28 protein-coding genes are annotated in these 21974 nt (G+C 67.7%); 27 read left to right on the forward strand and 1 reads right to left on the reverse strand.

Annotated features, from left to right (window positions below; all coding sequences use genetic code 11):
- Positions 1-28 precede the first annotated feature (28 nt).
- The 10 genes from ET445_RS07085 (at position 29) to tuf (ending at position 12789) form a co-directional block, all read left to right on the forward strand.
- Entirely contained in the window at positions 29-4225 is a 4197-nt protein-coding gene (locus ET445_RS07085; protein ID WP_129190122.1) for a toxin glutamine deamidase domain-containing protein, read from the forward strand.
- A 49-nt stretch (positions 4226-4274) separates the two neighbouring features.
- Entirely contained in the window at positions 4275-4562 is a 288-nt protein-coding gene (locus ET445_RS07090) for a hypothetical protein (protein ID WP_129190124.1), read from the forward strand.
- 770 nt (positions 4563-5332) lie between these two features.
- On the forward strand, positions 5333-6493 hold the full coding sequence (locus ET445_RS17585) for a hypothetical protein (protein ID WP_208008568.1): 1161 nt from the start codon (positions 5333-5335) through the stop codon (positions 6491-6493).
- Positions 6490-6831 (forward strand): hypothetical protein, encoded by a 342-nt coding sequence (locus ET445_RS07100; RefSeq protein ID WP_129190126.1) that lies wholly within the window; start codon positions 6490-6492, stop codon positions 6829-6831. The genes ET445_RS17585 and ET445_RS07100 overlap by 4 nt, the downstream gene beginning before the upstream one ends.
- 46 nt (positions 6832-6877) lie before the next feature.
- Positions 6878-7384, forward strand: a complete 507-nt coding sequence (locus tag ET445_RS07105; RefSeq protein ID WP_129190128.1) for a DUF6121 family protein — start codon at positions 6878-6880, stop codon at positions 7382-7384.
- Positions 7385-7478: 94 nt separating this feature from the next.
- Positions 7479-8126 (forward strand): spermidine/putrescine ABC transporter substrate-binding protein, encoded by a 648-nt coding sequence (locus ET445_RS07110; RefSeq protein ID WP_129190130.1) that lies wholly within the window; start codon positions 7479-7481, stop codon positions 8124-8126.
- A gap of 291 nt (positions 8127-8417) precedes the next feature.
- Positions 8418-8792 carry a 30S ribosomal protein S12 gene (gene rpsL / locus ET445_RS07115; protein ID WP_056734914.1) on the forward strand — a complete coding sequence of 125 codons (375 nt, stop codon included), beginning with the start codon at positions 8418-8420 and terminating at the stop codon, positions 8790-8792.
- On the forward strand, positions 8792-9262 hold the full coding sequence (rpsG, locus tag ET445_RS07120; protein ID WP_129190132.1) for a 30S ribosomal protein S7: 471 nt from the start codon (positions 8792-8794) through the stop codon (positions 9260-9262). The genes rpsL and rpsG overlap by 1 nt, the downstream gene beginning before the upstream one ends.
- 86 nt (positions 9263-9348) lie before the next feature.
- Positions 9349-11463 (forward strand): elongation factor G, encoded by a 2115-nt coding sequence (fusA, locus tag ET445_RS07125; RefSeq protein WP_129190134.1) that lies wholly within the window; start codon positions 9349-9351, stop codon positions 11461-11463.
- Positions 11464-11598: 135 nt separating this feature from the next.
- The gene (gene tuf, locus ET445_RS07130) at positions 11599-12789 is read left to right on the forward strand and encodes an elongation factor Tu (RefSeq protein WP_129190136.1); all 1191 of its coding nucleotides are present in this window, start codon (positions 11599-11601) and stop codon (positions 12787-12789) included.
- A gap of 65 nt (positions 12790-12854) precedes the next feature.
- Here the strand turns inward: tuf and ET445_RS07135 are convergent, their stop codons facing one another.
- Positions 12855-13313: an OsmC family protein gene (locus ET445_RS07135; RefSeq protein WP_129190138.1), complete on the reverse strand. Its 459-nt coding sequence runs from the start codon at positions 13311-13313 to the stop codon at positions 12855-12857.
- A 539-nt stretch (positions 13314-13852) separates the two neighbouring features.
- Here ET445_RS07135 and rpsJ point away from each other — a divergent pair.
- From rpsJ to rplR, 17 genes are all read left to right on the forward strand, one after another.
- Positions 13853-14161 carry a 30S ribosomal protein S10 gene (gene rpsJ, locus ET445_RS07140; protein WP_106816553.1) on the forward strand — a complete coding sequence of 103 codons (309 nt, stop codon included), beginning with the start codon at positions 13853-13855 and terminating at the stop codon, positions 14159-14161.
- Between the two features lie 8 nt (positions 14162-14169).
- Complete coding sequence (gene rplC, locus ET445_RS07145) at positions 14170-14826, forward strand: 50S ribosomal protein L3 (protein WP_129190140.1); 657 nt, start codon at positions 14170-14172, stop codon at positions 14824-14826.
- A gap of 3 nt (positions 14827-14829) precedes the next feature.
- Positions 14830-15489, forward strand: a complete 660-nt coding sequence (rplD, locus tag ET445_RS07150; protein ID WP_129190142.1) for a 50S ribosomal protein L4 — start codon at positions 14830-14832, stop codon at positions 15487-15489.
- Positions 15486-15788, forward strand: coding sequence for a 50S ribosomal protein L23 (gene rplW, locus ET445_RS07155; protein WP_127794248.1), 303 nt, complete (start codon positions 15486-15488; stop codon positions 15786-15788). The genes rplD and rplW overlap by 4 nt, the downstream gene beginning before the upstream one ends.
- Before the next feature lie 15 nt (positions 15789-15803).
- A complete protein-coding gene (rplB, locus tag ET445_RS07160) occupies positions 15804-16643 on the forward strand; it encodes a 50S ribosomal protein L2 (protein ID WP_129190144.1) in 840 nt (279 codons plus the stop codon).
- Positions 16644-16655: 12 nt separating this feature from the next.
- A complete protein-coding gene (gene rpsS, locus ET445_RS07165; RefSeq protein WP_018171448.1) occupies positions 16656-16937 on the forward strand; it encodes a 30S ribosomal protein S19 in 282 nt (93 codons plus the stop codon).
- Between the two features lie 24 nt (positions 16938-16961).
- Positions 16962-17327, forward strand: coding sequence for a 50S ribosomal protein L22 (gene rplV / locus ET445_RS07170; protein WP_129190146.1), 366 nt, complete (start codon positions 16962-16964; stop codon positions 17325-17327).
- Positions 17327-18082 carry a 30S ribosomal protein S3 gene (gene rpsC / locus ET445_RS07175; RefSeq protein ID WP_129190147.1) on the forward strand — a complete coding sequence of 252 codons (756 nt, stop codon included), beginning with the start codon at positions 17327-17329 and terminating at the stop codon, positions 18080-18082. Before rplV ends, rpsC begins: the two co-directional genes overlap by 1 nt.
- Before the next feature lie 2 nt (positions 18083-18084).
- Positions 18085-18504: a 50S ribosomal protein L16 gene (rplP, locus tag ET445_RS07180; protein WP_129190149.1), complete on the forward strand. Its 420-nt coding sequence runs from the start codon at positions 18085-18087 to the stop codon at positions 18502-18504.
- Positions 18504-18827, forward strand: a complete 324-nt coding sequence (gene rpmC / locus ET445_RS18255) for a 50S ribosomal protein L29 (protein WP_129190151.1) — start codon at positions 18504-18506, stop codon at positions 18825-18827. The genes rplP and rpmC overlap by 1 nt, the downstream gene beginning before the upstream one ends.
- 2 nt (positions 18828-18829) lie before the next feature.
- Positions 18830-19135: a 30S ribosomal protein S17 gene (gene rpsQ / locus ET445_RS07190; RefSeq protein WP_129190153.1), complete on the forward strand. Its 306-nt coding sequence runs from the start codon at positions 18830-18832 to the stop codon at positions 19133-19135.
- Positions 19136-19168: 33 nt separating this feature from the next.
- Complete coding sequence (gene rplN, locus ET445_RS07195; protein ID WP_056734946.1) at positions 19169-19537, forward strand: 50S ribosomal protein L14; 369 nt, start codon at positions 19169-19171, stop codon at positions 19535-19537.
- A 3-nt stretch (positions 19538-19540) separates the two neighbouring features.
- Positions 19541-19900, forward strand: a complete 360-nt coding sequence (gene rplX / locus ET445_RS07200; RefSeq protein WP_129190157.1) for a 50S ribosomal protein L24 — start codon at positions 19541-19543, stop codon at positions 19898-19900.
- Complete coding sequence (gene rplE, locus ET445_RS07205) at positions 19900-20490, forward strand: 50S ribosomal protein L5 (RefSeq protein WP_129190159.1); 591 nt, start codon at positions 19900-19902, stop codon at positions 20488-20490. Before rplX ends, rplE begins: the two co-directional genes overlap by 1 nt.
- A 154-nt stretch (positions 20491-20644) precedes the next feature.
- The gene (gene rpsH, locus ET445_RS07210; protein ID WP_129190161.1) at positions 20645-21043 is read left to right on the forward strand and encodes a 30S ribosomal protein S8; all 399 of its coding nucleotides are present in this window, start codon (positions 20645-20647) and stop codon (positions 21041-21043) included.
- A gap of 7 nt (positions 21044-21050) precedes the next feature.
- Positions 21051-21587, forward strand: coding sequence for a 50S ribosomal protein L6 (gene rplF, locus ET445_RS07215; protein ID WP_129190163.1), 537 nt, complete (start codon positions 21051-21053; stop codon positions 21585-21587).
- Positions 21588-21589: 2 nt separating this feature from the next.
- Positions 21590-21949, forward strand: a complete 360-nt coding sequence (gene rplR / locus ET445_RS07220; RefSeq protein WP_129190165.1) for a 50S ribosomal protein L18 — start codon at positions 21590-21592, stop codon at positions 21947-21949.
- The last annotated feature ends 25 nt before the right edge of the window (positions 21950-21974 follow it).

Consider the following 21974-nt stretch of genomic DNA (forward strand, 5'->3'; position numbering starts at 1 on the left):
TCCGATCCCGACATCCAGGAGACCCTCCATGTCGCAAGTCCAGCTCGACGCAGCGCGGCTCGCCGCGGACGGCGCAGCCCTGTACTCGATCGCCGAGTCCGTCTCGCGCGCAGTGCGCGCATGCGAATCGGCCCTCGCGGGCACCGGCGGCATGGCCGGCGACGACGAGTCGGCCGAGGTCTTCGCGCACGGACAAGACGGCGAGCCCGGCTACGACTCGTACGCCGTCGACGTCATGAAGTCGGCGCTCGCGATGGCGAACACCGTTCGGGTCATCGATGCAGCACTCGGGAACACGGGCCGCGCGTACGACGGAGCCCAGCTGATCGGTGCGTTCCAATCGGCCTCGTCGTCGCGGATCCCCGAGGAGTCCCCGACGCTCACCCCGCCTTCGGCGTCGGTGCCGACCTCACTCGGCAAGGGACCCGAGGGACCGTTGGGCGAGTTCGGCAACTTCCTGCAAGACGCGCTCGCGACGATCGGCGTCGTCCTGCCCTCGGCAGACCGAGGCAAGCTCTCGAACGCCGAGTCCGCCTGGACCGAGCTCTCGAACGCGCTCACGAGCGCTCAGACCAGAGTCGGCGGCTCTTTCACGAGCGTCGCGTCGATGACGTTCCCGCAGAAGAGCACCATCCTCTCCTGCCAGCGCTCGCTCGGCGTCTCGTTCGGCAAACTCGCCGATTCCGCCGACTCGATGGCCGGTTTCGCGCGGGGCATGATGGACGAGATCGACAAGGCCTGGCAGGAGATCGGCTGGTTCATCGCGCAGATGGCGATCGAGATCGCGCTCGAGATCGGCATCGGTGCGCTGCTCGGCTCGGTGACGTTCGGCGCGGGTGCCGCAGCCATGGCCGCGAAGATCGGGTTCACCGTGCTGCGGTGGGCGCTCAAGATCGCGGCGCTCTGCAAGAAGCTCAGGACCCTCATCCAGGCCGCGCTCCGCGTCGCACGCCTCGCGATCCGCGGCGGCGTCCACGTCGCGCGCGAGACGCTCGCGGCGGGGCTTGCAAGCGGGATCACGACCGCAGGGTTCAACACCGTGCGCGGTGCGCTCGACCCGAAGTACCAGCCGCAGAACGTCCTCAACGCCGCCCTCGCCTCGGCGGCGGGCGGTGCCGGGGGCGGCGCCTTCTCGCGCGCAGGCGGGCTCGTCACAGGAGCCGTCACGCACGCCGGCGCGAAGCGCGGCATCCACCTCGCGGTCGAGGCCGCGGGCGGCGCAGTCGACGGTCTCGGCGAAGGGCTGGCGCAGTCGGGCCTGTCCGGGCAGCCCTTCGAGCCGCTCTCGGCGATGGCGGGCGGCGCCCTGCTCGGAGGCGTCCTGGCCGGACGACCGGGCGGCGGGCACGGTGCGCCTTCCTCGGCGGGTCACGGCGGCAAGGGCGGCGGCGCGCCCGACATCGACACGAGCTCGATCCCGGGTGCGGCAGCGGGCGATGCGAAGGTCACGGGCCCGAGCGGCGGCGGCATCGACATCTCGTCTGACGCCCCGACGCCGGGTTCGGGCGGAGCGTCGAGCCAGTCGGGCGGCGGCGGCTCGGTCGACGTGAGCTCGGACGCCCCCACCGTCGGCGGCGGAAGCGCCGACGGCAGCGCGAGCGGCGGCGCGGCCGGCGGCGTCGATGTGCCGAACGCGGTCGACGCCGGCAGCGTCGATCTCGGCAACGGGTCGCCTTCGGATGCGCCTGCGCACGTGGATGCGCCATCACCTGCGTATGCGGATGCTCCGGCTCACGTGGATGCTCCCGTGCATGTGGATGGCCCGGTGCACGTGGATGCGCCGACGCACGTGGATGCGCCGAGTCATGTTGATGGGCCGGTTCATATGGATGCTCCGGTGCATGTGGATGCTCCGGTTCATGCTGACGCGCCCGTGGATGCGCCGAGTCATGTCGATGCGCCGGTGCACGCGGATGCCTCGGTGGACGTGGATGCGCCGAGTCATGTCGATGCCCCGCCGCATGCGGACGCTCCCGCGCACGTCGACGCTCCGGTGCACGCGGATGCTCCCGTGCATGCCGAGGCTCCGGCCCAGGCCGACACGCCTGCCCGACTCGACGACGCGACCGCGGCGTCTGAGGCATCCGGTGAGCCCGAGGCATCCGGAGAGCCCGAGACATCCGGAGACCCCCAGGCGACTGACCTCGACGAGGCGACCGGCCACTCGGAGTCGCTCGTGCTCGAGCCCGAGGCGGCGGCGGCGGCCGGAGGCGGCCTGGCCGCCGGCGCGGCGGCGCTCGGGTTCCGTCCGCGGATCGTCCAGACGTTCCTCCCGACGCACACCCCCGGGGGTTCGGCGCCCGCCGCGCCCGCTCCGCACGGCGCCGCCCCTGCAACGGGCACGCCGGGCCACGGTTCCGCCGACGCCTCGCAGACGACGCCGGCGACCCCGGCGGCGCCCGGCGCCGACAGCCCCGGAGCGCACCCGGCCGACACCGCATCGACGCCCGAGTCCGCCGCACACAACACGACGACCCGCACGATCGACGACATCGACTCGGCGCTTGCGAAGATCAACCCGCACTACGACCCGTCCGACCCGGCGAACGGCTACGCGACGAACTGCGGCAAGACGTCGGCGAACCTCAACGACTTCTTGAACGGCGCGTCGAGCTCCGAGGCATCCACCGGCACCCTCGACGTCGCGCAGATGGAAGCGCGAACCGGCAACCCGCAGACCGCCGCCACACCCGACCAGATCGCGTCGACGCTCACCGCGATGGGGCCGGGGTCGCATTGCGTCGTCGGCATCGACCGGTCGACCGGCGATGGGCACTGGTTCAACGCGTACTTCGACGGCGACACGGTATGGGCGCTCGACGCGCAGTCGGGTACCCGCACGCCGTGGCCGCCGCACGAGCCCGACGCGACGAACTGGGATGTCTCGATCCGACCCGAGCACATCGTGAACGCCGACGGGACGAAGCCGCACGCGCTGTCGGCGGTCGGCGCCCAGGCCCACGCCGACGTCGACGCCCAGGGCGCCGACCGCGGTGCCCGCGGCCCCGGCTGGAACAGCCAGGCGACGGTGCCGCCGACCCACGCCGACGTGCGAACCGGCACGATCTCGGAATTCACAACTTCGAACTCCTCGGGGCCGGAGTCGTCGGCCCCGGCCGAGTCGGTCGACACCGACTCTACAGAGCCGGACACGCTCGAGAAGTCCTCCGACGCTGCGACGGAGGCCGCCACCGGGGTCGACAGCGACTCCGCTGTCGACGATCCGATCGCCGACGGGCCCGTCCAGTCGCCGGTTGCCGAGGTCCTCTACCACCCGGTGCTCGACGAGGCGTTCCAGCACCTGCAGACACCGGAGGCTCGCGCCACGGCGATCCACGTCGTCAACGGGCTCGGCGTTACCGTCGACCGGGGGCGCTTCCTGAACAACTGCCACTACGTCGTCAACGCGCTCGAGCTCCGGTTCCGCGGTTACGACGTGGTCGCGAGCCCTACCGTGGTCGGCGCGCAGGCGGACTCTTCCACAGGAGCGGTCGATCTCTCCTACGAGGGCCGCTTCACCCACAGCATCGCCGCCGATTGGGTGAAAGCCGACGGTAGTCGACGTGACTTCGAGAACCTCGGCGACTCCCAGGGATCGACACCCATGGAGGCCCTGGAAGCCCTGACGGACTCGTGGCCCGAGGGCGGCCGCGGGTTCATCGCCGGGTACTGGAAGACCGGTGGCGGTCACATCTTCACCGTGGTGAAGGAAGCCGATGGCGTGAAGCTGTACGACGGTCAGGTGAACGACACCGACGCTTCCGGGTATCTCGACGAGATGCACTTCAACGAGACCTCGATCGCGCCGTGGAGGGACATCATGGTCATGCGGGTGGACGATCTACTGCCCACGAGTGAGGTGGTGAAGACCTCGAAGCCGTGGACGCAGTCTGAGTACCAGCTGATGCTCGACTGGCGCGATGCGGCCGCTCCCTCAGCCCGTCCGCAACAGATGATCGACCGTGAGGTTGCAGCCAACGAGCGGTGGCGGGCGCGCAACGACGAGCTCATCGACGAGCGGATCGCGATCTTGCGCGATCCCGCGACAAGCATGGTCGAGGCGGTTCGCCTCCAGGGCGAGATTCAGGCGCTTCGCGACCAGAACCTCCGCCTGGAAGCCGGCGCCGTGCAGTTCAAGCTCGAGATCGCGCCCCCTACGGCCGCTCCGGCGGCTGCGCCCTCGGCCGCCGGAGCGGCGCCCGGCGCGGGGCGAAGCGCCTCGTGACGAACGGTCGGGGAGGGTATGTCCAGGACGGGGAGCGAGACTAGGGGTTATGGTGACGATCCAGGAAGCACGTCGATCGCTCGAGCGGTATTTTGCCGAGCACCCGCCCGCGATCTCGGGCGATCTGTACATCGGCGACGAGTGGTTCGAGGACGATCAGGACTACTTGCCCGTGTGGGGGTCTCGTCAGTTCTACGTCGACGGCCTCGAGGCGTTCGCCCGCTGGGACAACCTCGCGATCTTCGTAGACAAGCGGACCGGCGAGGTCCGCAAAGACTTCCACACCCCGAACTTCGCGAAGATCAGGAGGATGACGCCGGTCGCAGCGTCGAGCTGACCACGCCCCGCCGGAAATCGAGTCGTCCGTCAAGGCGGTCAACGAGAACGGTATGCGTTCGAGAAGCGTTTCGCATTCAACTGCCACTTCGTCGTGAAAGCACTCGAGTTGCGTTTCCGCGGCTACGTCGGCGGACCCGTCCCTTCGGCCTGCATCGAAGGGCTGCACGCCACCGATGCGCCCGGGGCACCGTGGTCCGCAACGGTCTCGCGGACCAGGCTCGGCGGCGGCCGGTTGCACAGTCGCAGGTCGCCGCTTCCTCCCGTGTGCTTCCCGGATTCGGTTACCGAGGTCGGAGGGGGTGTGGTTGCCCGTGTGGCCCTCGATCGTCAGCGAGCGTGTCCTCGAGCTGGCGGACTACCAAGACAGCGCTCGCCCGCTCGATTGGGTCGTCTCGTCAGTGCTGGAGATTCCCGACCTCGGCATGCAGATCTACGCGAGCTCCCGCTGGTCGGCCTCGACGGTGGAGTGGTTGCGAGTGATGCCGGTCGCAGGGTTGGCCGGACTGGCTCGGATCGTGACCGAGGCGGAGCTTCCGGCGGGATGGCGGACCGTTGTCGTCATCAATCAGTGGTCGTGGGAGGTCGAGGAGGACTGTGGACGAAAGGGGTGTGGCCACCCAAGCGCTGCCTGCTCCCGTTCGACGAGATCTCGGAGTTCAGGTTCACGGTCGTCGAAGGAGAGCTCGATCGCGCGATGAGTCAACACATTGGACCGACATACTTGGAGGCGGTCGGTCTGCTCGACCGGGAATGGGATGAAGGAAACGCATGACCACACTGCAGAAGGCGGTGACCCCCGCGATGTCGGCGGCGATCCTCGAGCACGGCTTCGATCGGTTATCGGGGTTCGTGGTGCGCCGTGCCGATGTGCAAGACCTGACGACTCCAGGCGACCTCTACCGCGTCCACGCGCTCGGCTTCCCCGGCACGCCGTTCACGCCCGATGGACCGATCGACGTGCTCGTCTTCGAGGTGTCGCCGACGATGCGGTTCGACGACGCGATCGGCGGCACGACGCGTGAAGACCTCGAGCGCACCGGCGGGGTGTTCCTCGACCGCGCGCCGTTCACCGGCACGGGGTTCGCGCCGTTCGAGCGGGCGGTGCCGGTGTGGTGGCTTCGGCCGGCGCGAATGGCGCCGGGCACGCAGCTCGTTCGGTTCGAGAACGGGCGAGAACCGCGCGTGCTCGCCGAGTATGCGGATGTTGCGACCGGGTGGAGGGTCCTGGGGAACGTCGCAGGGCGGCTGCCCGCATCGCCGTCGGCGTACGTCGGCGGCTATGCGAAGGTCGGCGGGGCTTCGCGGCTCGCTGATCTGGTCGGCGGTCGGGTCGTCGTGTTGGACCCGTCGACGGGGGCTCCGCTCGTACCGGCGCCGAGCGAGATCGAGCAGTTCTTCGAGCTCGAGGTGCTCGCCGTGTGGAACGGTCTCGATGTTCGCGTGGTCGGGTCCTGGTCGCAGGACGGGCAGACGATGAACCGGGTGGCGTACCTGGGGCACGACGCCGACCTGGCCGAGGCCCTGAGGCTGCAGAAGCTCGAGGCGGGCGTCTACGAGGCGACGGTGCCCGAGGCGAGCCTCACCGAGGTGCGGCACACGGTCGTCGAGGTCGCTCTCGGCGATTCCGCGGCCGGAGCATCCGAAGCGGATGCCTCGGCGTCGACCCTCGACCGCCTGGTCGACGTGGGTCGTGCCCTGTTCGCGAAGCTCACCGAGAACCCGACGCTCAACGTGATCGAGTTGCCCGACGGCCTCGGGGTGTGTCTCGTGCATGCGGTGCGCGGCGGCGGCAAGATCTACGTCGCGCCCGATGAGTCGGCGCTCTTCGTCGGGTCGGCGGTCGATTTCGAGGCGGGTCTGGGGGCGTTCCGCGACGGGGTGCGCACGCCGCTCGAGAAGTTCACGATTTCGCGCGGCGGCAACGGGTGAGCGCCGCCGCGCTCGAAGATCGCTGCAATCGGTTGCGGCAGCCGGTCACCGAGCTCGTCGCGACGAGCCTCGGTGCGGCGTATCGCCCGCAAGACCTGCCGACCCTGCGCACGGCGATCGCGGCCGTGCGGGAGATCCTCGCGGAAGATCCGTCCGAGCTTCCCGAAGGCGCGCTGCGCGCGTGGCTGCCGACGGGGCTCCGCAACCTCGACCGTATGGACGAGGCGCTCGACGCGGGCGACGCGGCCAAGTCCTACGCGATCCTCACCGACAAGACCGACGGCTTCTTCCAGCTGACCATCGGGTGCGCCGGGTTCGTGGGGTGGGCGACGGCCTGACCGCGTGACCAGCGCCGGGGCGAACTCGCGGGCGTAGCCTCGAAGGGTGAGCGAGCCGCGACATCCAGACGACCTTCCGCCCGCGCCCGACCGCACGTCGTGGATCGTCGCGGGGTTCGCGGCCGCCCTGCATCTCGCGCTCGTCGTCGCCGTCTTCGGCTTCGTGAGCCTTCTCTCCGAGACCGACGTCGTGACCGACCCCGCCGTGGGCGTCCTCGTGGCACCCGTCGCGGTCGGGGCATCCACTCTCGCGGTGCTCGTCGTGCTGGGACTGCGGCTTCGCCGCCCCGACCGTATGGCGGCGACCGTCGCGCTCAGCGCGGCGGGCGCATGGCTCGCGTTCGCGGTCGTCGCGACGGTCGGGCACATCCTGCGGACGACGGGCAACGTGCTCGAGAGCGTCCTGTTCGGCCTCGGACTCGGCGGCGGATGGGTCGGGCTCGCGGTCGCGGCCTCCGGGGCTATCGTCGCCGTCGCGGCCGTGCTCGTCGCGCGCGGGCGGCGCGGCGGGATGGCCAGGCCGCGCTGGCCGTGGGAGCGCGACGACGAGTGAGCGGATGCCCCGGGGCCGCCGTTGGGCGCACCGCCACGCCATTCGACCCCCGGAAACGGGGGAGCGGGTCGGCATCGCAGTATCGTGAACTCCCGTGGAGGGCTCGATCGAAGCGCGCGTGAGCCACGAGGTCGACCGGTGGCTCCAGTGGCTGCCGCGGTGGCGGCCGGGCACGCACCGCGCGCGCGTGCGGCTCTGTCAGAAGTGCTTCGGCTCGCCCATCTTGCAGGCGGCGGGGCTCGACGTCGACGTGCCGCATCCCGTGCAGCACGCGTTCTCGATGCGCATGAAGGGCATCATCGACACGGCGGTCGACGACTACACGGCGCGGAACCTCCCGCTCCTGCACCGCGAGATCCGTCTCGCGGAGGATCGCAAGGCGCGCCGCGGCTATCGTGCCGCCGAGGGGCTCGACCCCGAGTTCCGGGGGCTCGAGCTCGACCCCGAGCCCGTGCCCGACCAGCCGTTCCTGTTCACGCTGTCGGGCCTCGAGGCCGACGTCGCCGCACAGGCCGCGGAGCCCGCGCCGCGGCCGTTCACTCCGCAGGAGAAGGAGGCGCTCCGCGAGGAGGTGCGCCTCGCCGACGAGTTCGCGAAGCAGCTGGGCCGGCGCATCTGCGTCGAGCTCGTGCAGCACCGGCGCCGCATCGGCAACGCGGTCGAGCGGCTCGTCGAGCCGCAGGTGGCCGAGCTCCTCGCCGATCTCGACCGCGAGCTCGACGCGCCCGGATGGCCGGGTTGACGGGCCGGATGCCACGGTGTTCCGCCGCCCGCGAACACGGCCCCGGGGCATCCGACCTCATTTGACCGCGACGTTACGCGGCATTACACTTGATCGAGTGTGCGCGTTGGCGCGCGCTTGTGCTGTGCTCGGTCCGAGCGCGGCGCGAGTTCTCAAAGAATCGCACACTCAGGGCGCACGTCGCCCCCACGGCATACCCACCAATCACAGGTTCCGTCACTCGGCGGCTCCGGTGGGTCGTGATGTGAAATCCATCAAAGCTGTCACCGTGCAGCGCAATTAGGAGAAGCAGTGCCAACCATTCAGCAGTTGGTCCGCAAGGGTCGCACGCCCAAGGTCACCAAGACCAAGGCGCCCGCCCTGAAGGCCAACCCTCAGCAGCGAGGCGTGTGCACGCGTGTGTACACCACCACCCCCAAGAAGCCGAACTCGGCGCTCCGCAAGGTCGCCCGTGTGAAGCTCTCCAACGGCACCGAGGTCACGGCCTACATCCCCGGTGAGGGCCACAACCTGCAGGAGCACTCGATGGTGCTCGTGCGCGGCGGTCGTGTGAAGGACCTCCCCGGTGTTCGCTACAAGATCATCCGCGGCGCCCTCGACACGCAGGCCGTGAAGAACCGCAAGCAGGCTCGTAGCCGCTACGGCGCGAAGATGGAGAAGAAGTAATGCCTCGCAAGGGTCCCGCTCCCAAGCGTCCCGTCGTCGCCGACCCGGTCTACGGTTCGCCCGTCGTCAGCCAGCTCGTCAACAAGATCCTCGTCGACGGCAAGAAGGACCTCGCGCAGCGCATCGTCTACGAAGCGCTCGAGAACGTCGCCAACAAGTCCGGCCAGGACGCCGTGGTCGTTCTGAAGAAGGCCCTCGACAACGTGCGCCCGACCCTCGAGGTCCGGTCGCGTCGCGTCGGCGGCTCGACCTACCAGGTCCCCGTCGAGGTCAAGCCGCACCGTGCGAACACCCTGGCGCTCCGCTGGCTCACCAGCTACGCCAAGGCCCGCCGCGAGAAGACCATGACCGAGCGTCTCACCAACGAGATCCTCGACGCGTCGAACAGCCTCGGTGCCGCGGTCAAGCGCCGCGAAGACACGCACAAGATGGCTGAGTCGAACCGCGCCTTCGCCCACTACCGCTGGTAGTCGGCCGAGCGGATGCCTCGCGGCGTCGCCTGCGAGGCATCCGCTCACCCCAAACCGTTCGTTCCTGAACCACCCGGAGGAACCCCGTGGCACAAGACGTGCTCACCGACCTCAGCAAGGTCCGCAACATCGGCATCATGGCCCACATCGATGCCGGCAAGACCACCACCACCGAGCGCATCCTGTTCTACACGGGCGTGAACCACAAGATCGGCGAGACCCACGACGGCGCCTCGACGACCGACTGGATGGAGCAGGAGAAGGAGCGCGGCATCACGATCACGTCCGCCGCCGTGACCTGCTTCTGGAACAAGAACCAGATCAACATCATCGACACCCCCGGCCACGTCGACTTCACGGTCGAGGTCGAGCGCTCGCTCCGCGTGCTCGACGGCGCGGTCGCCGTCTTCGACGGCAAGGAGGGCGTCGAGCCCCAGTCCGAGACGGTGTGGCGTCAGGCCGACAAGTACAACGTCCCCCGCATCTGCTTCGTCAACAAGATGGACAAGCTCGGCGCGGACTTCTACTTCACGGTCGACACGATCATCAAGCGCCTCGGCGCGAAGCCGCTCGTGCTCCAGCTCCCGATCGGTGCCGAGAACGACTTCATCGGCGTCATCGACCTCATCGAGATGCGCGCACTCGTGTGGCCCGGCGACGCCAAGGGCGACGTGACCATGGGCGCCAAGTACGAGGTCCAGGAGATCCCCGCCGACCTCCAGGAGAAGGCCGAGGAGTACCGTCAGGCCCTCCTCGAGACCGTCGCCGAGACCGACGACGCACTCCTCGAGAAGTTCTTCGGCGGTGAAGAGCTCACGGTCGCCGAGATCAAGGGCGCGATCCGCAAGCTCACCGTCAACTCCGAGATCTACCCCGTCCTGTGCGGCTCGGCGTTCAAGAACCGCGGCGTCCAGCCCATGCTCGACGCCGTCATCGACTACCTGCCGTCGCCGCTCGACGTGCCGGCCGTCGAGGGCCGCAACCCGCGCAACGAGGAAGAGATCATCGAGCGTCACCCCGACGCCAACGACCCTTTCGCCGCGCTCGCGTTCAAGGTCGCGGTGCACCCGTTCTTCGGTCGGCTCACCTACATCCGCGTGTACTCGGGCTCGCTCGACTCGGGCGGCCAGGTCGTCAACTCGACCAAGGGCAAGAAGGAGCGCATCGGGAAGATCTTCCAGATGCACGCCAACAAGGAGAACCCGGTCGACTCGGTCACCGCGGGCAACATCTACGCCGTGATCGGCCTCAAGGACACGACCACGGGCGACACGCTGTGCGACCCCGACAACCAGGTCGTCCTCGAGTCGATGACGTTCCCGAACCCGGTCATCGAGGTCGCGATCGAGCCCAAGACCAAGGCCGACCAGGAGAAGCTCGGCACGGCCATCCAGAAGCTCGCCGAAGAAGACCCGACGTTCCGCACCGAGCTCAACCCCGAGACCGGCCAGACCGTCATCAAGGGCATGGGCGAGCTCCACCTCGACATCCTCGTCGACCGCATGAAGCGCGAGTTCAAGGTCGAGGCGAACGTCGGCAAGCCCCAGGTGGCCTACCGCGAGACGATCAAGCGCGCCGTCGAGCGTCACGACTACACCCACAAGAAGCAGACCGGTGGTTCGGGTCAGTTCGCGAAGATCCAGTTCGCGCTCGAGCCGCTCGAGGTCGAGGGCGACAAGACGTACGAGTTCGTGAACGCCGTCACCGGCGGTCGCGTGCCCCGCGAGTACATCCCCTCGGTCGACGCCGGCTTCCAGGACGCCATGCAGTACGGCATCCTCGCGGGCTACCCGATGGTGGGCGTCAAGGCGACCCTCACCGACGGTGCCGCCCACGACGTCGACTCGTCGGAGATGGCGTTCAAGATCGCCGGCTCGATGGGCTTCAAGGAGGCCGCTCGCAAGGCGAACCCTGTCCTGCTCGAACCGCTGATGGCCGTCGAGGTCCGTACTCCCGAGGAGTACATGGGCGACGTCATCGGCGACCTGAACTCGCGCCGCGGCCAGATCCAGTCCATGGAGGACGCCGCCGGTGTGAAGGTCGTGCGTGCGCACGTCCCGCTCTCGGAGATGTTCGGGTACATCGGCGACCTGCGGTCGAAGACCTCGGGCCGCGCCGTGTACTCGATGGAGTTCGAGAGCTACGCGGAGGTCCCGAAGGCTGTCGCCGACGAGATCGTCCAGAAGAACAAGGGCGAATAGCCCCCTCACCAGGGGCATTTCCGGCCCCGCCCGCACGACCCAGCCGGGTCGCGTAACATATCAACACAACCCCGTAGTCGACCGAGCGCAATCCGGCGCCCGGCACGGCTGCATGAGTCCTGAGGAGGACCCACAGTGGCTAAGGCCAAGTTCGAGCGGACCAAGCCGCACGTCAACATCGGCACGATCGGTCACGTCGACCACGGCAAGACGACGCTCACCGCCGCCATCTCGAAGGTGCTCGCCGACAAGTACCCGTCGGCCACCAACGTGCAGCGCGACTTCGCGTCGATCGACTCGGCTCCCGAGGAGCGCCAGCGCGGCATCACGATCAACATCTCGCACGTCGAGTACGAGACGCCGAAGCGCCACTACGCGCACGTCGACGCCCCTGGTCACGCCGACTACATCAAGAACATGATCACCGGTGCGGCTCAGATGGACGGCGCGATCCTCGTGGTCGCGGCGACCGACGGCCCCATGGCGCAGACGCGCGAGCACGTCCTGCTCGCCAAGCAGGTCGGCGTGCCGTACCTGCTCGTCGCGCTCAACAAGGCCGACATGGTCGACGACGAGGAGATCCTGGAGCTCGTCGAGCTCGAGGTCTCCGAGCTCCTCGCCAGCCAGGGCTTCGCCGAGGACGCCCCCGTCGTGCGCGTCTCGGGCCTCAAGGCGCTCGAGGGCGACGAGAAGTGGACGCAGTCCATCCTCGACCTCATGACGGCCGTCGACGACTTCATCCCCGACCCCGTGCGTGACAAGGACAAGCCGTTCCTCATGCCCGTCGAGGACGTCTTCACCATCACCGGTCGTGGCACGGTCGTCACGGGTCGCGCCGAGCGCGGCACGCTGAAGATCAACTCCGAGGTCGAGATCGTCGGCATCCGCCCGACGCAGAAGACCACGGTCACGGGTATCGAGATGTTCCACAAGCAGCTCGACGAGGCCTGGGCCGGCGAGAACTGCGGTCTCCTGCTCCGCGGCACCAAGCGCGAGGACGTCGAGCGCGGCCAGGTCGTCGTGGCCCCCGGCTCGGTCACCCCGCACACGAACTTCGAGGGCACCGCGTACATCCTCTCCAAGGAGGAAGGCGGGCGTCACAACCCGTTCTACGCGAACTACCGTCCGCAGTTCTACTTCCGCACCACGGACGTCACCGGCGTCATCACGCTGCCCGAGGGCACCGAGATGGTCATGCCCGGCGACACCACCGACATGACGGTCGAGCTCATCCAGCCCATCGCCATGGAGGAGGGCCTCGGCTTCGCCATCCGTGAGGGTGGTCGCACGGTCGGTGCCGGTACGGTCACCAAGATCGTCAAGTAAGTCCGCTTACTCGATCTCGAACGGGGTCGCGCCTTCGGGCGCGGCCCCGTTCGTCGTCTCCCGGGTCAGTGCACCGTCTCGCCGTCGACGACGAGGCCGACCTCGATCTGCTCGTCGACCGAACGCTTGACGGTGCAGCCCTGGTCGATCGCGCGCCCGATGATGCCGATGAGCTTCGAGCGGTCGTCGGCAGAGAGCGACGACAGGTCGAGGAGCATCTCTTCGCCGATGCGCTCGTACGCGTTCGAGTCGGGGTCCGAGAGCCCGTGCGCCCACAGGGTCACGCGGTAGTCGTCGCCAAGCCGGCGCGAGATCACGCGGTCGGTCGAGAGGCCCGCGCACGTGATGAGCGCGAGCTTCAGGAGCTCGCCGGGCGTGAAGTGCGTGCCGTCGAGTTCGGAGCCGCCCACGACGACGCTCGCACCCCGCTCGTTGCGCGCCTCGTAGATGCGAGGTGCGACGCGGGTCGCCGAGACGCTCCCGGTGCCGGCGATCGTGCTGGGCTCGTGCGAGACATCCGTCATGTCGTTGCCTTTCGTGTGTGCAGGGTGCTGGTTCAATCATGCGCTCTCGACGGACGCGGCGGCGCCCTGTGACGCCGGGGCTGTGAGTCAGCCGGGGGTCTTCGGAGCGCGACACGCCCGGGTTGCACGGATGCCCCGAATGTGGCAAACTCGTTGAGTTCAACATTCCATTCGGTGTGCCTTGCCGCGCGCCGTTCGGATCACTGCCAGGCAGTGCATAACCACCGGTTCCGCACGGAGTATTCCGCGGGGAGCGACAGGGTCAGGTTAGGCCGCGGGCAGCAGAACACGACAACCGACACCACGACGCACGGAGAAATCCGTGCGTCACGCGCGGGCGCGAGCACGCACGGGGAGTCGGAGACTCGAAGGTCGAGTGTGTCGAGGCCATCGCAACTGTGCTATTGCGCGTGAGCGGGGTGCCTTCGACAGGCTCGATCAACGGTCGTTGACAGCAGAACAGTGGTGCTTCATCAGTACTACGCGGCGTCCGATGCCCTCGGAAGGGGTATGACGCCTTGACAGAGAGAGAGTTCGACATGGCGGGACAGAAGATCCGCATTCGACTGAAGTCGTATGACCACGAGGTCATCGACAGCTCGGCACGCAAGATCGTCGACACGGTGACCCGCGCGGGCGCCACGGTCGTCGGCCCGGTGCCGCTTCCGACGGAGAAGAACGTGATCGCAGTCATCCGTTCGCCCCACAAGTACAAGGACAGCCGCGAGCACTTCGAGATGCGCACGCACAAGCGTCTGATCGACATCGTCGACCCGACGCCCAAGGCCGTCGACTCGCTCATGCGACTCGACCTTCCGGCCGACGTCAACATCGAGATCAAGCTCTGAGGTATCTGATGTCCACCGCTACCAAGAACGTGAAGGGTCTGCTCGGCACCAAGCTCGGCATGACCCAGGTCTGGGACGAGAACAACAAGCTCGTCCCCGTGACCGTCATCGAGATCGCCCCCAATGTGGTCACGCAGATCCGCACGCCCGAGAAGGACGGCTACAACGCCGTCCAGATCGCCGCCGGTGCGATCGACCCCCGCAAGGTCACGCAGCCCCTCCAGGGCCACTACGAGGCCGCCGGCGTCACGCCGCGCCGCCACGTGACCGAGGTCCGCACGGCTGACGCCGCGTCGTACTCGAACGGCCAGGAGCTCACCGTCGAGGGCACCTTCGAAGCCGGCCAGCTGGTCGACGTCGTCGGCACCTCGAAGGGCAAGGGCTTCGCCGGTGTCATGAAGCGCCACAACTTCAAGGGCGTCTCGGCATCGCACGGTTCGCACCGCAACCACCGCAAGCCCGGCTCGATCGGCGCGTCCTCGACGCCCAGCCGCGTCTTCAAGGGCATGCGCATGGCCGGCCGTATGGGCGGCGAGCGAGTGACCGTCCTCAACCTCCGCGTGCACGCGGTCGACGCCGAGAAGGGCCTGCTGCTCGTCAAGGGCGCCGTCCCCGGTGCGCGCGGCCGTCTCGTGTTCGTCCGCAACGCTGTGAAGGGGGCGTAGTCCATGGCTACCGCCAACACCATCGACGTCCTCGACGTGACCGGCAAGAAGTCCGGCTCGATCGAGCTGCCCGCCGACATCTTCGACGTGCAGACCAACGTCCCGCTCATCCACCAGGTCGTGACGGCGCAGCTCGCCGCCGCGCGCCAGGGCACCCACAAGACCAAGAACCGCGGCGAGGTGTCGGGTTCGGGCCGCAAGCCCTTCAAGCAGAAGGGCACCGGCCGTTCGCGTCAGGGCTCCGTCCGTGCTCCCGAGCACAAGGGCGGCGGCACGGTCCACGGCCCGCAGCCGCGTGACTACTCGCAGCGCACCCCCAAGAAGATGATCGCCGCCGCGCTCCTCGGCACGCTGAGCGACCGCGCCCGCGCGGGCCGCATCCACGCCGTCGAGACGTTCGCCGCGTCCGAAACCCCCAAGACCAAGGACGCCGTCGCGCTCCTCGGCAAGGTGGCCCCGGCCAAGCGCTTCCTCGTGGTCATCGGCCGCGAAGACGAGCTCTCGCAGCGCGCCGTCCGCAACATCGAGTCGGTCCACGTGCTCGCGGCCGACCAGCTGAACGCATACGACGTGGTCGTCTCCGACGACGTCGTCTTCACCAAGGCAGCGCTCGAGTCGTTCATCGCCTCGAAGTCGGCCAAAAAGGAAGAGGTCTCGGCATGAGCGCCGCGCACAACAAGGACCCCCGCGACATCATCATCGCGCCGGTCGTCTCCGAGAAGAGCTACGGCCTGATCGACGAGGGCAAGTACACGTTCATCGTGGACCCCCGCTCGAACAAGACCGAGATCAAGCTCGCGATCGAGAAGATCTTCAACGTCCAGGTGGCGTCGATCAACACCCTGAACCGTCAGGGCAAGACCCGTCGGACCCGCTTCGGCATCGGCAAGCGCAAGGACACCAAGCGCGCGATCGTGACCCTGAAGTCCGGTTCCATCGACATCTTCACGGCTGTCGGCTGAGGAGCATAGAAAACAATGGCTATTCGCAAGTACAAGCCCACGACCCCGGGCCGCCGCGGCTCGTCGGTCGCCGACTTCGCCGAGATCACCCGCTCGACGCCTGAGAAGTCGCTGCTCCGCCCGCTCTCCAAGACCGGTGGACGCAACAACCAGGGCCGCATCACCACCCGCCACATCGGCGGTGGCCACAAGCGCCAGTACCGCGTCATCGACTTCCGTCGCAACGACAAGGACGGCGTGCCCGCCAAGGTCGCGCACATCGAGTACGACCCCAACCGGACGGCTCGCATCGCGCTCCTGCACTTCATCGACGGCACGAAGCGCTACATCCTCGCGCCGAACAAGCTCCAGCAGGGCGACCCCATCGAGTCGGGCCCCAACGCCGACATCAAGCCGGGCAACAACCTGCCGCTGCGCAACATCCCCACCGGTACCGTGATCCACGCGATCGAGCTCCGCCCCGGCGGCGGCGCGAAGCTGGCCCGTTCGGCCGGTGCGTCGGTCCGCCTCGTCGCCAAGGACGGCCCCTACGCGCAGCTCCGCCTGCCGTCGGGCGAGATCCGCAACGTCGACGCGCGCTGCCGCGCCACGATCGGCGAGGTCGGCAACGCCGAGCAGTCGAACATCAACTGGGGCAAGGCCGGCCGCAAGCGCTGGAAGGGCGTCCGCCCGACCGTCCGCGGTGTCGCGATGAACCCGATCGACCACCCGCACGGTGGTGGTGAGGGCAAGACCTCCGGTGGTCGTCACCCGGTGAGCCCCTGGGGCCAGCCCGAGGGCCGCACCCGTCGCCCCAACAAGGAAAGCGACAAGCTCATCGTCCGTCGTCGCACCGCCGGCAAGAAGCGCAAGTAGGAGTAAGAGAAGATGCCTCGCAGTCTCAAGAAGGGCCCCTTCGTCGACGAGCACCTGCTTCGCAAGGTCGTCGTCCAGAACGAAGCCGGCACGAAGAACGTCATCAAGACGTGGTCGCGTCGCTCGATGATCATTCCGGCCATGCTCGGCCACACGATCGCCGTGCACGACGGCCGCAAGCACATCCCGGTGTTCGTCACCGAGACCATGGTGGGCCACAAGCTCGGCGAGTTCGCCCCCACTCGCACCTTCCGTGGACACGTGAAGGACGACAAGAAGGGCCGCCGCCGCTAACGCGGTGGTGTGAAGGAGGAAGAAATGGTGGAGTCGATCGCCCGCGTGCGACACATCCGCGTCACCCCCATGAAGGCTCGCCGCGTCGTCAACCTGATCCGCGGCAAGCAGGCTCAGGAGGCGCTCGCCATCCTGAAGTTCGCCCCGCAGGGTGCGAGCGAGCCCGTGTACAAGCTCGTCGCTTCGGCCATCGCGAACGCTCGCGTCAAGGCCGATGCCACGAACACCTACCTGGACGAGCAGGACCTCTACGTCGCGCGTGCATTCGTCGATGAGGGCACCACCCTCAAGCGTTTCCAGCCGCGTGCGCAGGGTCGTGCCTTCCGCATCAACAAGCGCACGAGCCACATCACCGTGGTCCTCGCCACGCCCGAGGAGGGTACGAAGTAATGGGCCAGAAGGTCAACCCGTACGGCTTCCGTCTCGGCATCACCACCGACCATGTGTCGCGTTGGTTCTCCGACTCGACGAAGCCCGGTCAGCGCTACGCCGACTACCTCGCCGAGGATGTCAAGATCCGTCGTCTGCTCCAGACGTCGCTCGACCGCGCCGGCGTCAGCCGCATCGAGATCGAGCGCACCCGCGACCGCGTCCGCGTGGACATCCACACGGCCCGTCCCGGCATCGTGATCGGCCGCCGCGGCGCCGAGGCCGAGCGCATCCGCGCCGACCTCGAGAAGCTCACCGGCAAGCAGATCCAGCTCAACATCCTCGAGGTCAAGAACCCCGAGGCCGACGCCCAGCTCGTCGCCCAGGGCATCGCCGAGCAGCTCTCCGCTCGTGTGGCGTTCCGCCGCGCGATGCGCAAGGGCCTGCAGGGCGCCCAGCGCGCCGGCGCCAAGGGCATCCGGATCCAGGTGTCGGGCCGCCTCGGCGGCGCCGAGATGAGCCGGTCGGAGTTCTACCGCGAAGGCCGTGTGCCCCTGCACACGCTCCGCGCGAACATCGACTACGGCTTCTACGAGGCCAAGACCACCTTCGGCCGCATCGGCGTGAAGGTCTGGATCTACAAGGGCGACATCACCAACAAGGAACTCGCTCGCGAGCAGGCTTCGCAGAAGCCGTCGCGTGAGCGCAACGACCGTCCCCGCCGCGACCGCGCCCCCAAGGCCGAGCAGCCGGCGACCGCAGGAGTTGAGGCATAACCATGTTGATTCCCCGTCGAGTCAAGTACCGCAAGCAGCACCACCCCGGCCGTTCGGGCCAGGCCACCGGCGGCACGAAGGTTTCCTTCGGCGAGTTCGGCATCCAGGCCCTGACCCCCGCGTACGTGACCAACCGTCAGATCGAGTCCGCTCGTATCGCCATGACGCGTCACATCAAGCGTGGCGGCAAGGTGTGGATCAACATCTACCCCGACCGTCCGCTCACGAAGAAGCCGGCCGAAACCCGAATGGGTTCCGGTAAGGGTTCGCCCGAGTGGTGGGTCGCCAACGTCAAGCCGGGTCGAGTCCTCTTCGAGGTCTCGGGCGTCTCCGAGCAGCTCGCTCGCGAGGCCATGACCCGTGCCATCCACAAGCTGCCCCTCAAGGCACGCATCATCAAGCGCGAGGAGGGCGACGCATAATGGCCGTCGGAACCAAGGGGCTCGAGTCGCTCGAGCTCGACACCTTCGAAGACGAGCGTCTCGTCGACGAGCTGAAGAAGGCCAAGGAAGAGCTGTTCAACCTGCGCTTCCAGGCCGCCACCGGTCAGCTCGAGAGCCACGGCCGCCTCCGCGCGGTCAAGAAGGACATCGCCCGCATCTACACCGTGATCCGTGAGCGCGAGCTCGGGATCCGTGCGACGCCGGCTCCCGTCGAGGCAGCTCCGGCCGCCGCGAAGAAGACCAAGAAGGCCAAGGCCGAGGCAGAAGCCCCGGCTGAGACCGCAGAGACCAAGGAGGCCTGATCATGGCTGAGACCAAGAAGGCTGCTGCAGCCGAGGTCGCCGTCGAGGCCACCGAGGCTCGTGGCTACCGCAAGGTGCGCCGCGGCTACGTCGTCAGCGACAAGATGGAGAAGACCATCGTCGTCGAGGTCGAGGACCGCGTGAAGCACCCCCTCTACGGCAAGGTCATCCGCCGTAGCTCGAAGATCAAGGCGCACGACGAGCAGAACACCGCCGGCATCGGCGACCTCGTCGTCATCTCCGAGACCCGTCCGCTGAGCGCCACCAAGCGCTGGCGCCTCGTCGAAATCGTCGAGAAGGCCAAGTAAGCCTCACGGCTTGCTTGAAAGAAGGAGTGCACAGTGCTTCAGCAGGAATCACGAGTCAAGGTCGCCGACAACACCGGCGCCAAGGAGCTGCTCACCATTCGCGTTCTCGGCGGCTCGAAGCGTCGCTACGCCGGCCTCGGTGACGTCATCGTCGCCACGGTCAAGGACGCGATCCCCGGTGGCAACGTCAAGAAGGGCGACGTCGTCAAGGCCGTCATCGTCCGCACCGTCAAGGAGACCCGTCGTCCCGACGGCTCCTACATCAAGTTCGACGAGAACGCCGCAGTCATCCTCAAGAACGATGGCGACCCCCGCGGCACCCGCATCTTCGGTCCGGTCGGTCGCGAGCTCCGCGACAAGAAGTTCATGAAGATCGTCTCGCTGGCGCCGGAGGTCATCTAAATCATGGCGAACATCAAGAAGGGCGACCTGGTCCAGGTCATCTCGGGTCGCACCCAGGCCCGCGGCGGAGACCGCGGCAAGCAGGGTCGCGTCATCGAGGTCATCCCCGAGCAGAACCGCGTCGTCGTCGAGGGCGTCAACTACGTCACCAAGCACGTGAAGGTCGGCCAGACCCAGCGCGGCTCGAAGACGGGCGGCATCGAGACGCACGAGGCTCCGATCCACGTGTCGAACGTCGCGATCGTCGACCCCGAGTCGAAGAAGCCGACCCGCGTCGGTTTCCGCAACGAGACCGTCACGAAGGACGGCGTCACCAAGACGGTTCGCGTCCGGTACGCCAAGAAGTCAGGTAAGGACCTGTAATGAGCGACACCGCAACTGCCGCGCCCGCTGGCAAGATCCAGCCGCGCCTCAAGCAGAAGTACAAGACCGAGATCGTCAAGGCGCTCACGGAGGACAACGGCTACACGAACCCGCACCAGGTGCCGGGCCTCGTGAAGATCGTCGTGAACATGGGTGTCGGCGAGGCCGCGCGCGATGGCAAGATCATCGACGGTGCGATCGCCGACCTCACCCTGATCACGGGTCAGAAGCCGCAGGTCACCAAGGCCCGCAAGTCGATCGCCCAGTTCAAGCTCCGCGAGGGCCAGCCCATCGGCACCCACGTGACGCTTCGCGGCGACCGCATGTGGGAGTTCCTCGACCGCCTGCTCTCGCTCGCGCTGCCCCGTATCCGGGACTTCCGCGGTCTGAGCGACCGTCAGTTCGACGGCAACGGCAACTACACCTTCGGTCTCACGGAGCAGAGCGTCTTCCACGAGATCAACCAGGACAAGATCGACCGAGTTCGCGGCATGGACATCACCGTGGTGACCACTGCCAAGAGCGATGACGAGGGTCGCGCGCTGCTCAAGGCGCTCGGCTTCCCGTTCAAGACGGCCGACAACGCGTAGTAGACTCTACGAGTTTGTGCTTTGCGCCGGCCGGTTCCCCTCGGGGAACCGGCGGGCGCGGGCATTCGGCGGACGCAACCGCGTTCCGCCACCACCACAGGTCAGTCCCCGTGTAACGGGTCCTGAAACCTGGTGAACGATAGGAAACACCGTCATGACGATGACCGATCCGGTCGCTGACATGCTGACGCGCCTTCGCAACGCGAACTCGGCGCACCACGACACCGTGTCGATGCCCCACTCGAAGCTCAAGGGCCACATCGCCGAGATCCTCAAGGGCGAAGGCTACATCGCGGACTTCGAGGTGACCGATGCACGTGTCGGCAAGACCCTCACGATGACCCTCAAGTTCGGCCCCAACCGCGAGCGTTCCATCGCCGGCATCAAGCGGGTCTCCAAGCCCGGTCTCCGCGTCTACGCGAAGTCGACCGAGCTGCCCAAGGTGCTCGGCGGCCTCGGCGTCGCGATCCTGTCCACTTCCAGCGGTCTGCTCACCGACCGCCAGGCCGAGAAGAAGGGCGTGGGTGGGGAAGTCCTCGCCTACGTTTGGTGATCCCTCCATGTCACGAATCGGACGACTCCCCATCGACATCCCCGCCGGTGTCGACGTGAAGATCGACGGCGCAGCCGTCACCGTCAAGGGCCCGAAGGGCGAGCTCTCGCTCACTGTCGCGAGCCCCATCGAGGTCAAGGTCGAGGACAACCAGGTCGTCGTGACCCGTCCCGACGACGAGCGCGCTTCGCGTTCGCTCCACGGCCTCACCCGCACGCTCATCGCCAACGACATCCTCGGCGTGACCGAGGGATACAGCAAGGGCCTCGAGATCGTCGGCACCGGTTACCGCGTCGCCCAGAAGGGCACCTCGGTCGAGTTCGCCCTCGGCTTCTCGCACCCGGTCACGGTCGACGCTCCCGAGGGCATCACGTTGACCGTCGAAGGCAACAACAAGCTCACGGTCGCCGGCATCTCGAAGCAGGCCGTCGGCGAGACCGCCGCCAACATCCGCAAGATCAAGAAGCCCGAGCCGTACAAGGGCAAGGGCATCCGCTACGCCGGCGAGGTCGTGCGTCGCAAGGCCGGAAAGGCTGGTAAGTAATCATGGCTGTGAAGAGCAAGTCGGCACAGCGTTCGCGCCGCCACGCACGCCTTCGCAAGAAGATCGTCGGCACCGAGGTGCGCCCCCGTCTCGTCGTGAACCGTTCGGCCCGCCACGTCTTCGTGCAGGTCGTCGACGACAGCAAGGGCATCACCGTGGCATCCGCCTCGACCATGGAGGCCGACCTCCGCGCGTTCGACGGCGACAAGACCGCCAAGGCCAAGAAGGTCGGCGAACTGGTCGCTGAGCGCGCCAAGCAGGCCGGCATCGAAGAGGTCGTGTTCGACCGTGGCGGCAACAAGTTCGCCGGTCGTGTCGCAGCGATCGCCGAAGGCGCACGAGAGGCAGGGCTGAACCTGTGAGCGACAACATTGTGAAGGAGACCGA

Origin of the sequence: Agromyces protaetiae, assembly GCF_004135405.1 — a bacterium.
In the GTDB taxonomy this organism is placed as follows: Bacteria; Actinomycetota; Actinomycetes; order Actinomycetales; family Microbacteriaceae; genus Agromyces; species Agromyces protaetiae.

Coding starts and splice junctions, on each gene's coding strand:
- ET445_RS07085 (WP_129190122.1), top strand. CDS start 29: ATGTCGCAAGTCCAGCTCGACGCAGCGCGGCTCGCCGCGGACGGCGCA.
- ET445_RS07090 (WP_129190124.1), top strand. CDS start 4,275: ATGGTGACGATCCAGGAAGCACGTCGATCGCTCGAGCGGTATTTTGCC.
- ET445_RS17585 (WP_208008568.1), top strand. CDS start 5,333: ATGACCACACTGCAGAAGGCGGTGACCCCCGCGATGTCGGCGGCGATC.
- rpsG (WP_129190132.1), top strand. CDS start 8,792: ATGCCTCGCAAGGGTCCCGCTCCCAAGCGTCCCGTCGTCGCCGACCCG.
- ET445_RS07135 (WP_129190138.1), bottom strand. CDS start 13,313: ATGACGGATGTCTCGCACGAGCCCAGCACGATCGCCGGCACCGGGAGC.
- rpsJ (WP_106816553.1), top strand. CDS start 13,853: ATGGCGGGACAGAAGATCCGCATTCGACTGAAGTCGTATGACCACGAG.
- rplC (WP_129190140.1), top strand. CDS start 14,170: ATGTCCACCGCTACCAAGAACGTGAAGGGTCTGCTCGGCACCAAGCTC.
- rplD (WP_129190142.1), top strand. CDS start 14,830: ATGGCTACCGCCAACACCATCGACGTCCTCGACGTGACCGGCAAGAAG.
- rplW (WP_127794248.1), top strand. CDS start 15,486: ATGAGCGCCGCGCACAACAAGGACCCCCGCGACATCATCATCGCGCCG.
- rplB (WP_129190144.1), top strand. CDS start 15,804: ATGGCTATTCGCAAGTACAAGCCCACGACCCCGGGCCGCCGCGGCTCG.
- rpsS (WP_018171448.1), top strand. CDS start 16,656: ATGCCTCGCAGTCTCAAGAAGGGCCCCTTCGTCGACGAGCACCTGCTT.
- rplV (WP_129190146.1), top strand. CDS start 16,962: ATGGTGGAGTCGATCGCCCGCGTGCGACACATCCGCGTCACCCCCATG.
- rpsC (WP_129190147.1), top strand. CDS start 17,327: ATGGGCCAGAAGGTCAACCCGTACGGCTTCCGTCTCGGCATCACCACC.
- rplP (WP_129190149.1), top strand. CDS start 18,085: ATGTTGATTCCCCGTCGAGTCAAGTACCGCAAGCAGCACCACCCCGGC.
- rpmC (WP_129190151.1), top strand. CDS start 18,504: ATGGCCGTCGGAACCAAGGGGCTCGAGTCGCTCGAGCTCGACACCTTC.
- rpsQ (WP_129190153.1), top strand. CDS start 18,830: ATGGCTGAGACCAAGAAGGCTGCTGCAGCCGAGGTCGCCGTCGAGGCC.
- rplX (WP_129190157.1), top strand. CDS start 19,541: ATGGCGAACATCAAGAAGGGCGACCTGGTCCAGGTCATCTCGGGTCGC.
- rplE (WP_129190159.1), top strand. CDS start 19,900: ATGAGCGACACCGCAACTGCCGCGCCCGCTGGCAAGATCCAGCCGCGC.
- rpsH (WP_129190161.1), top strand. CDS start 20,645: ATGACGATGACCGATCCGGTCGCTGACATGCTGACGCGCCTTCGCAAC.
- rplF (WP_129190163.1), top strand. CDS start 21,051: ATGTCACGAATCGGACGACTCCCCATCGACATCCCCGCCGGTGTCGAC.
- rplR (WP_129190165.1), top strand. CDS start 21,590: ATGGCTGTGAAGAGCAAGTCGGCACAGCGTTCGCGCCGCCACGCACGC.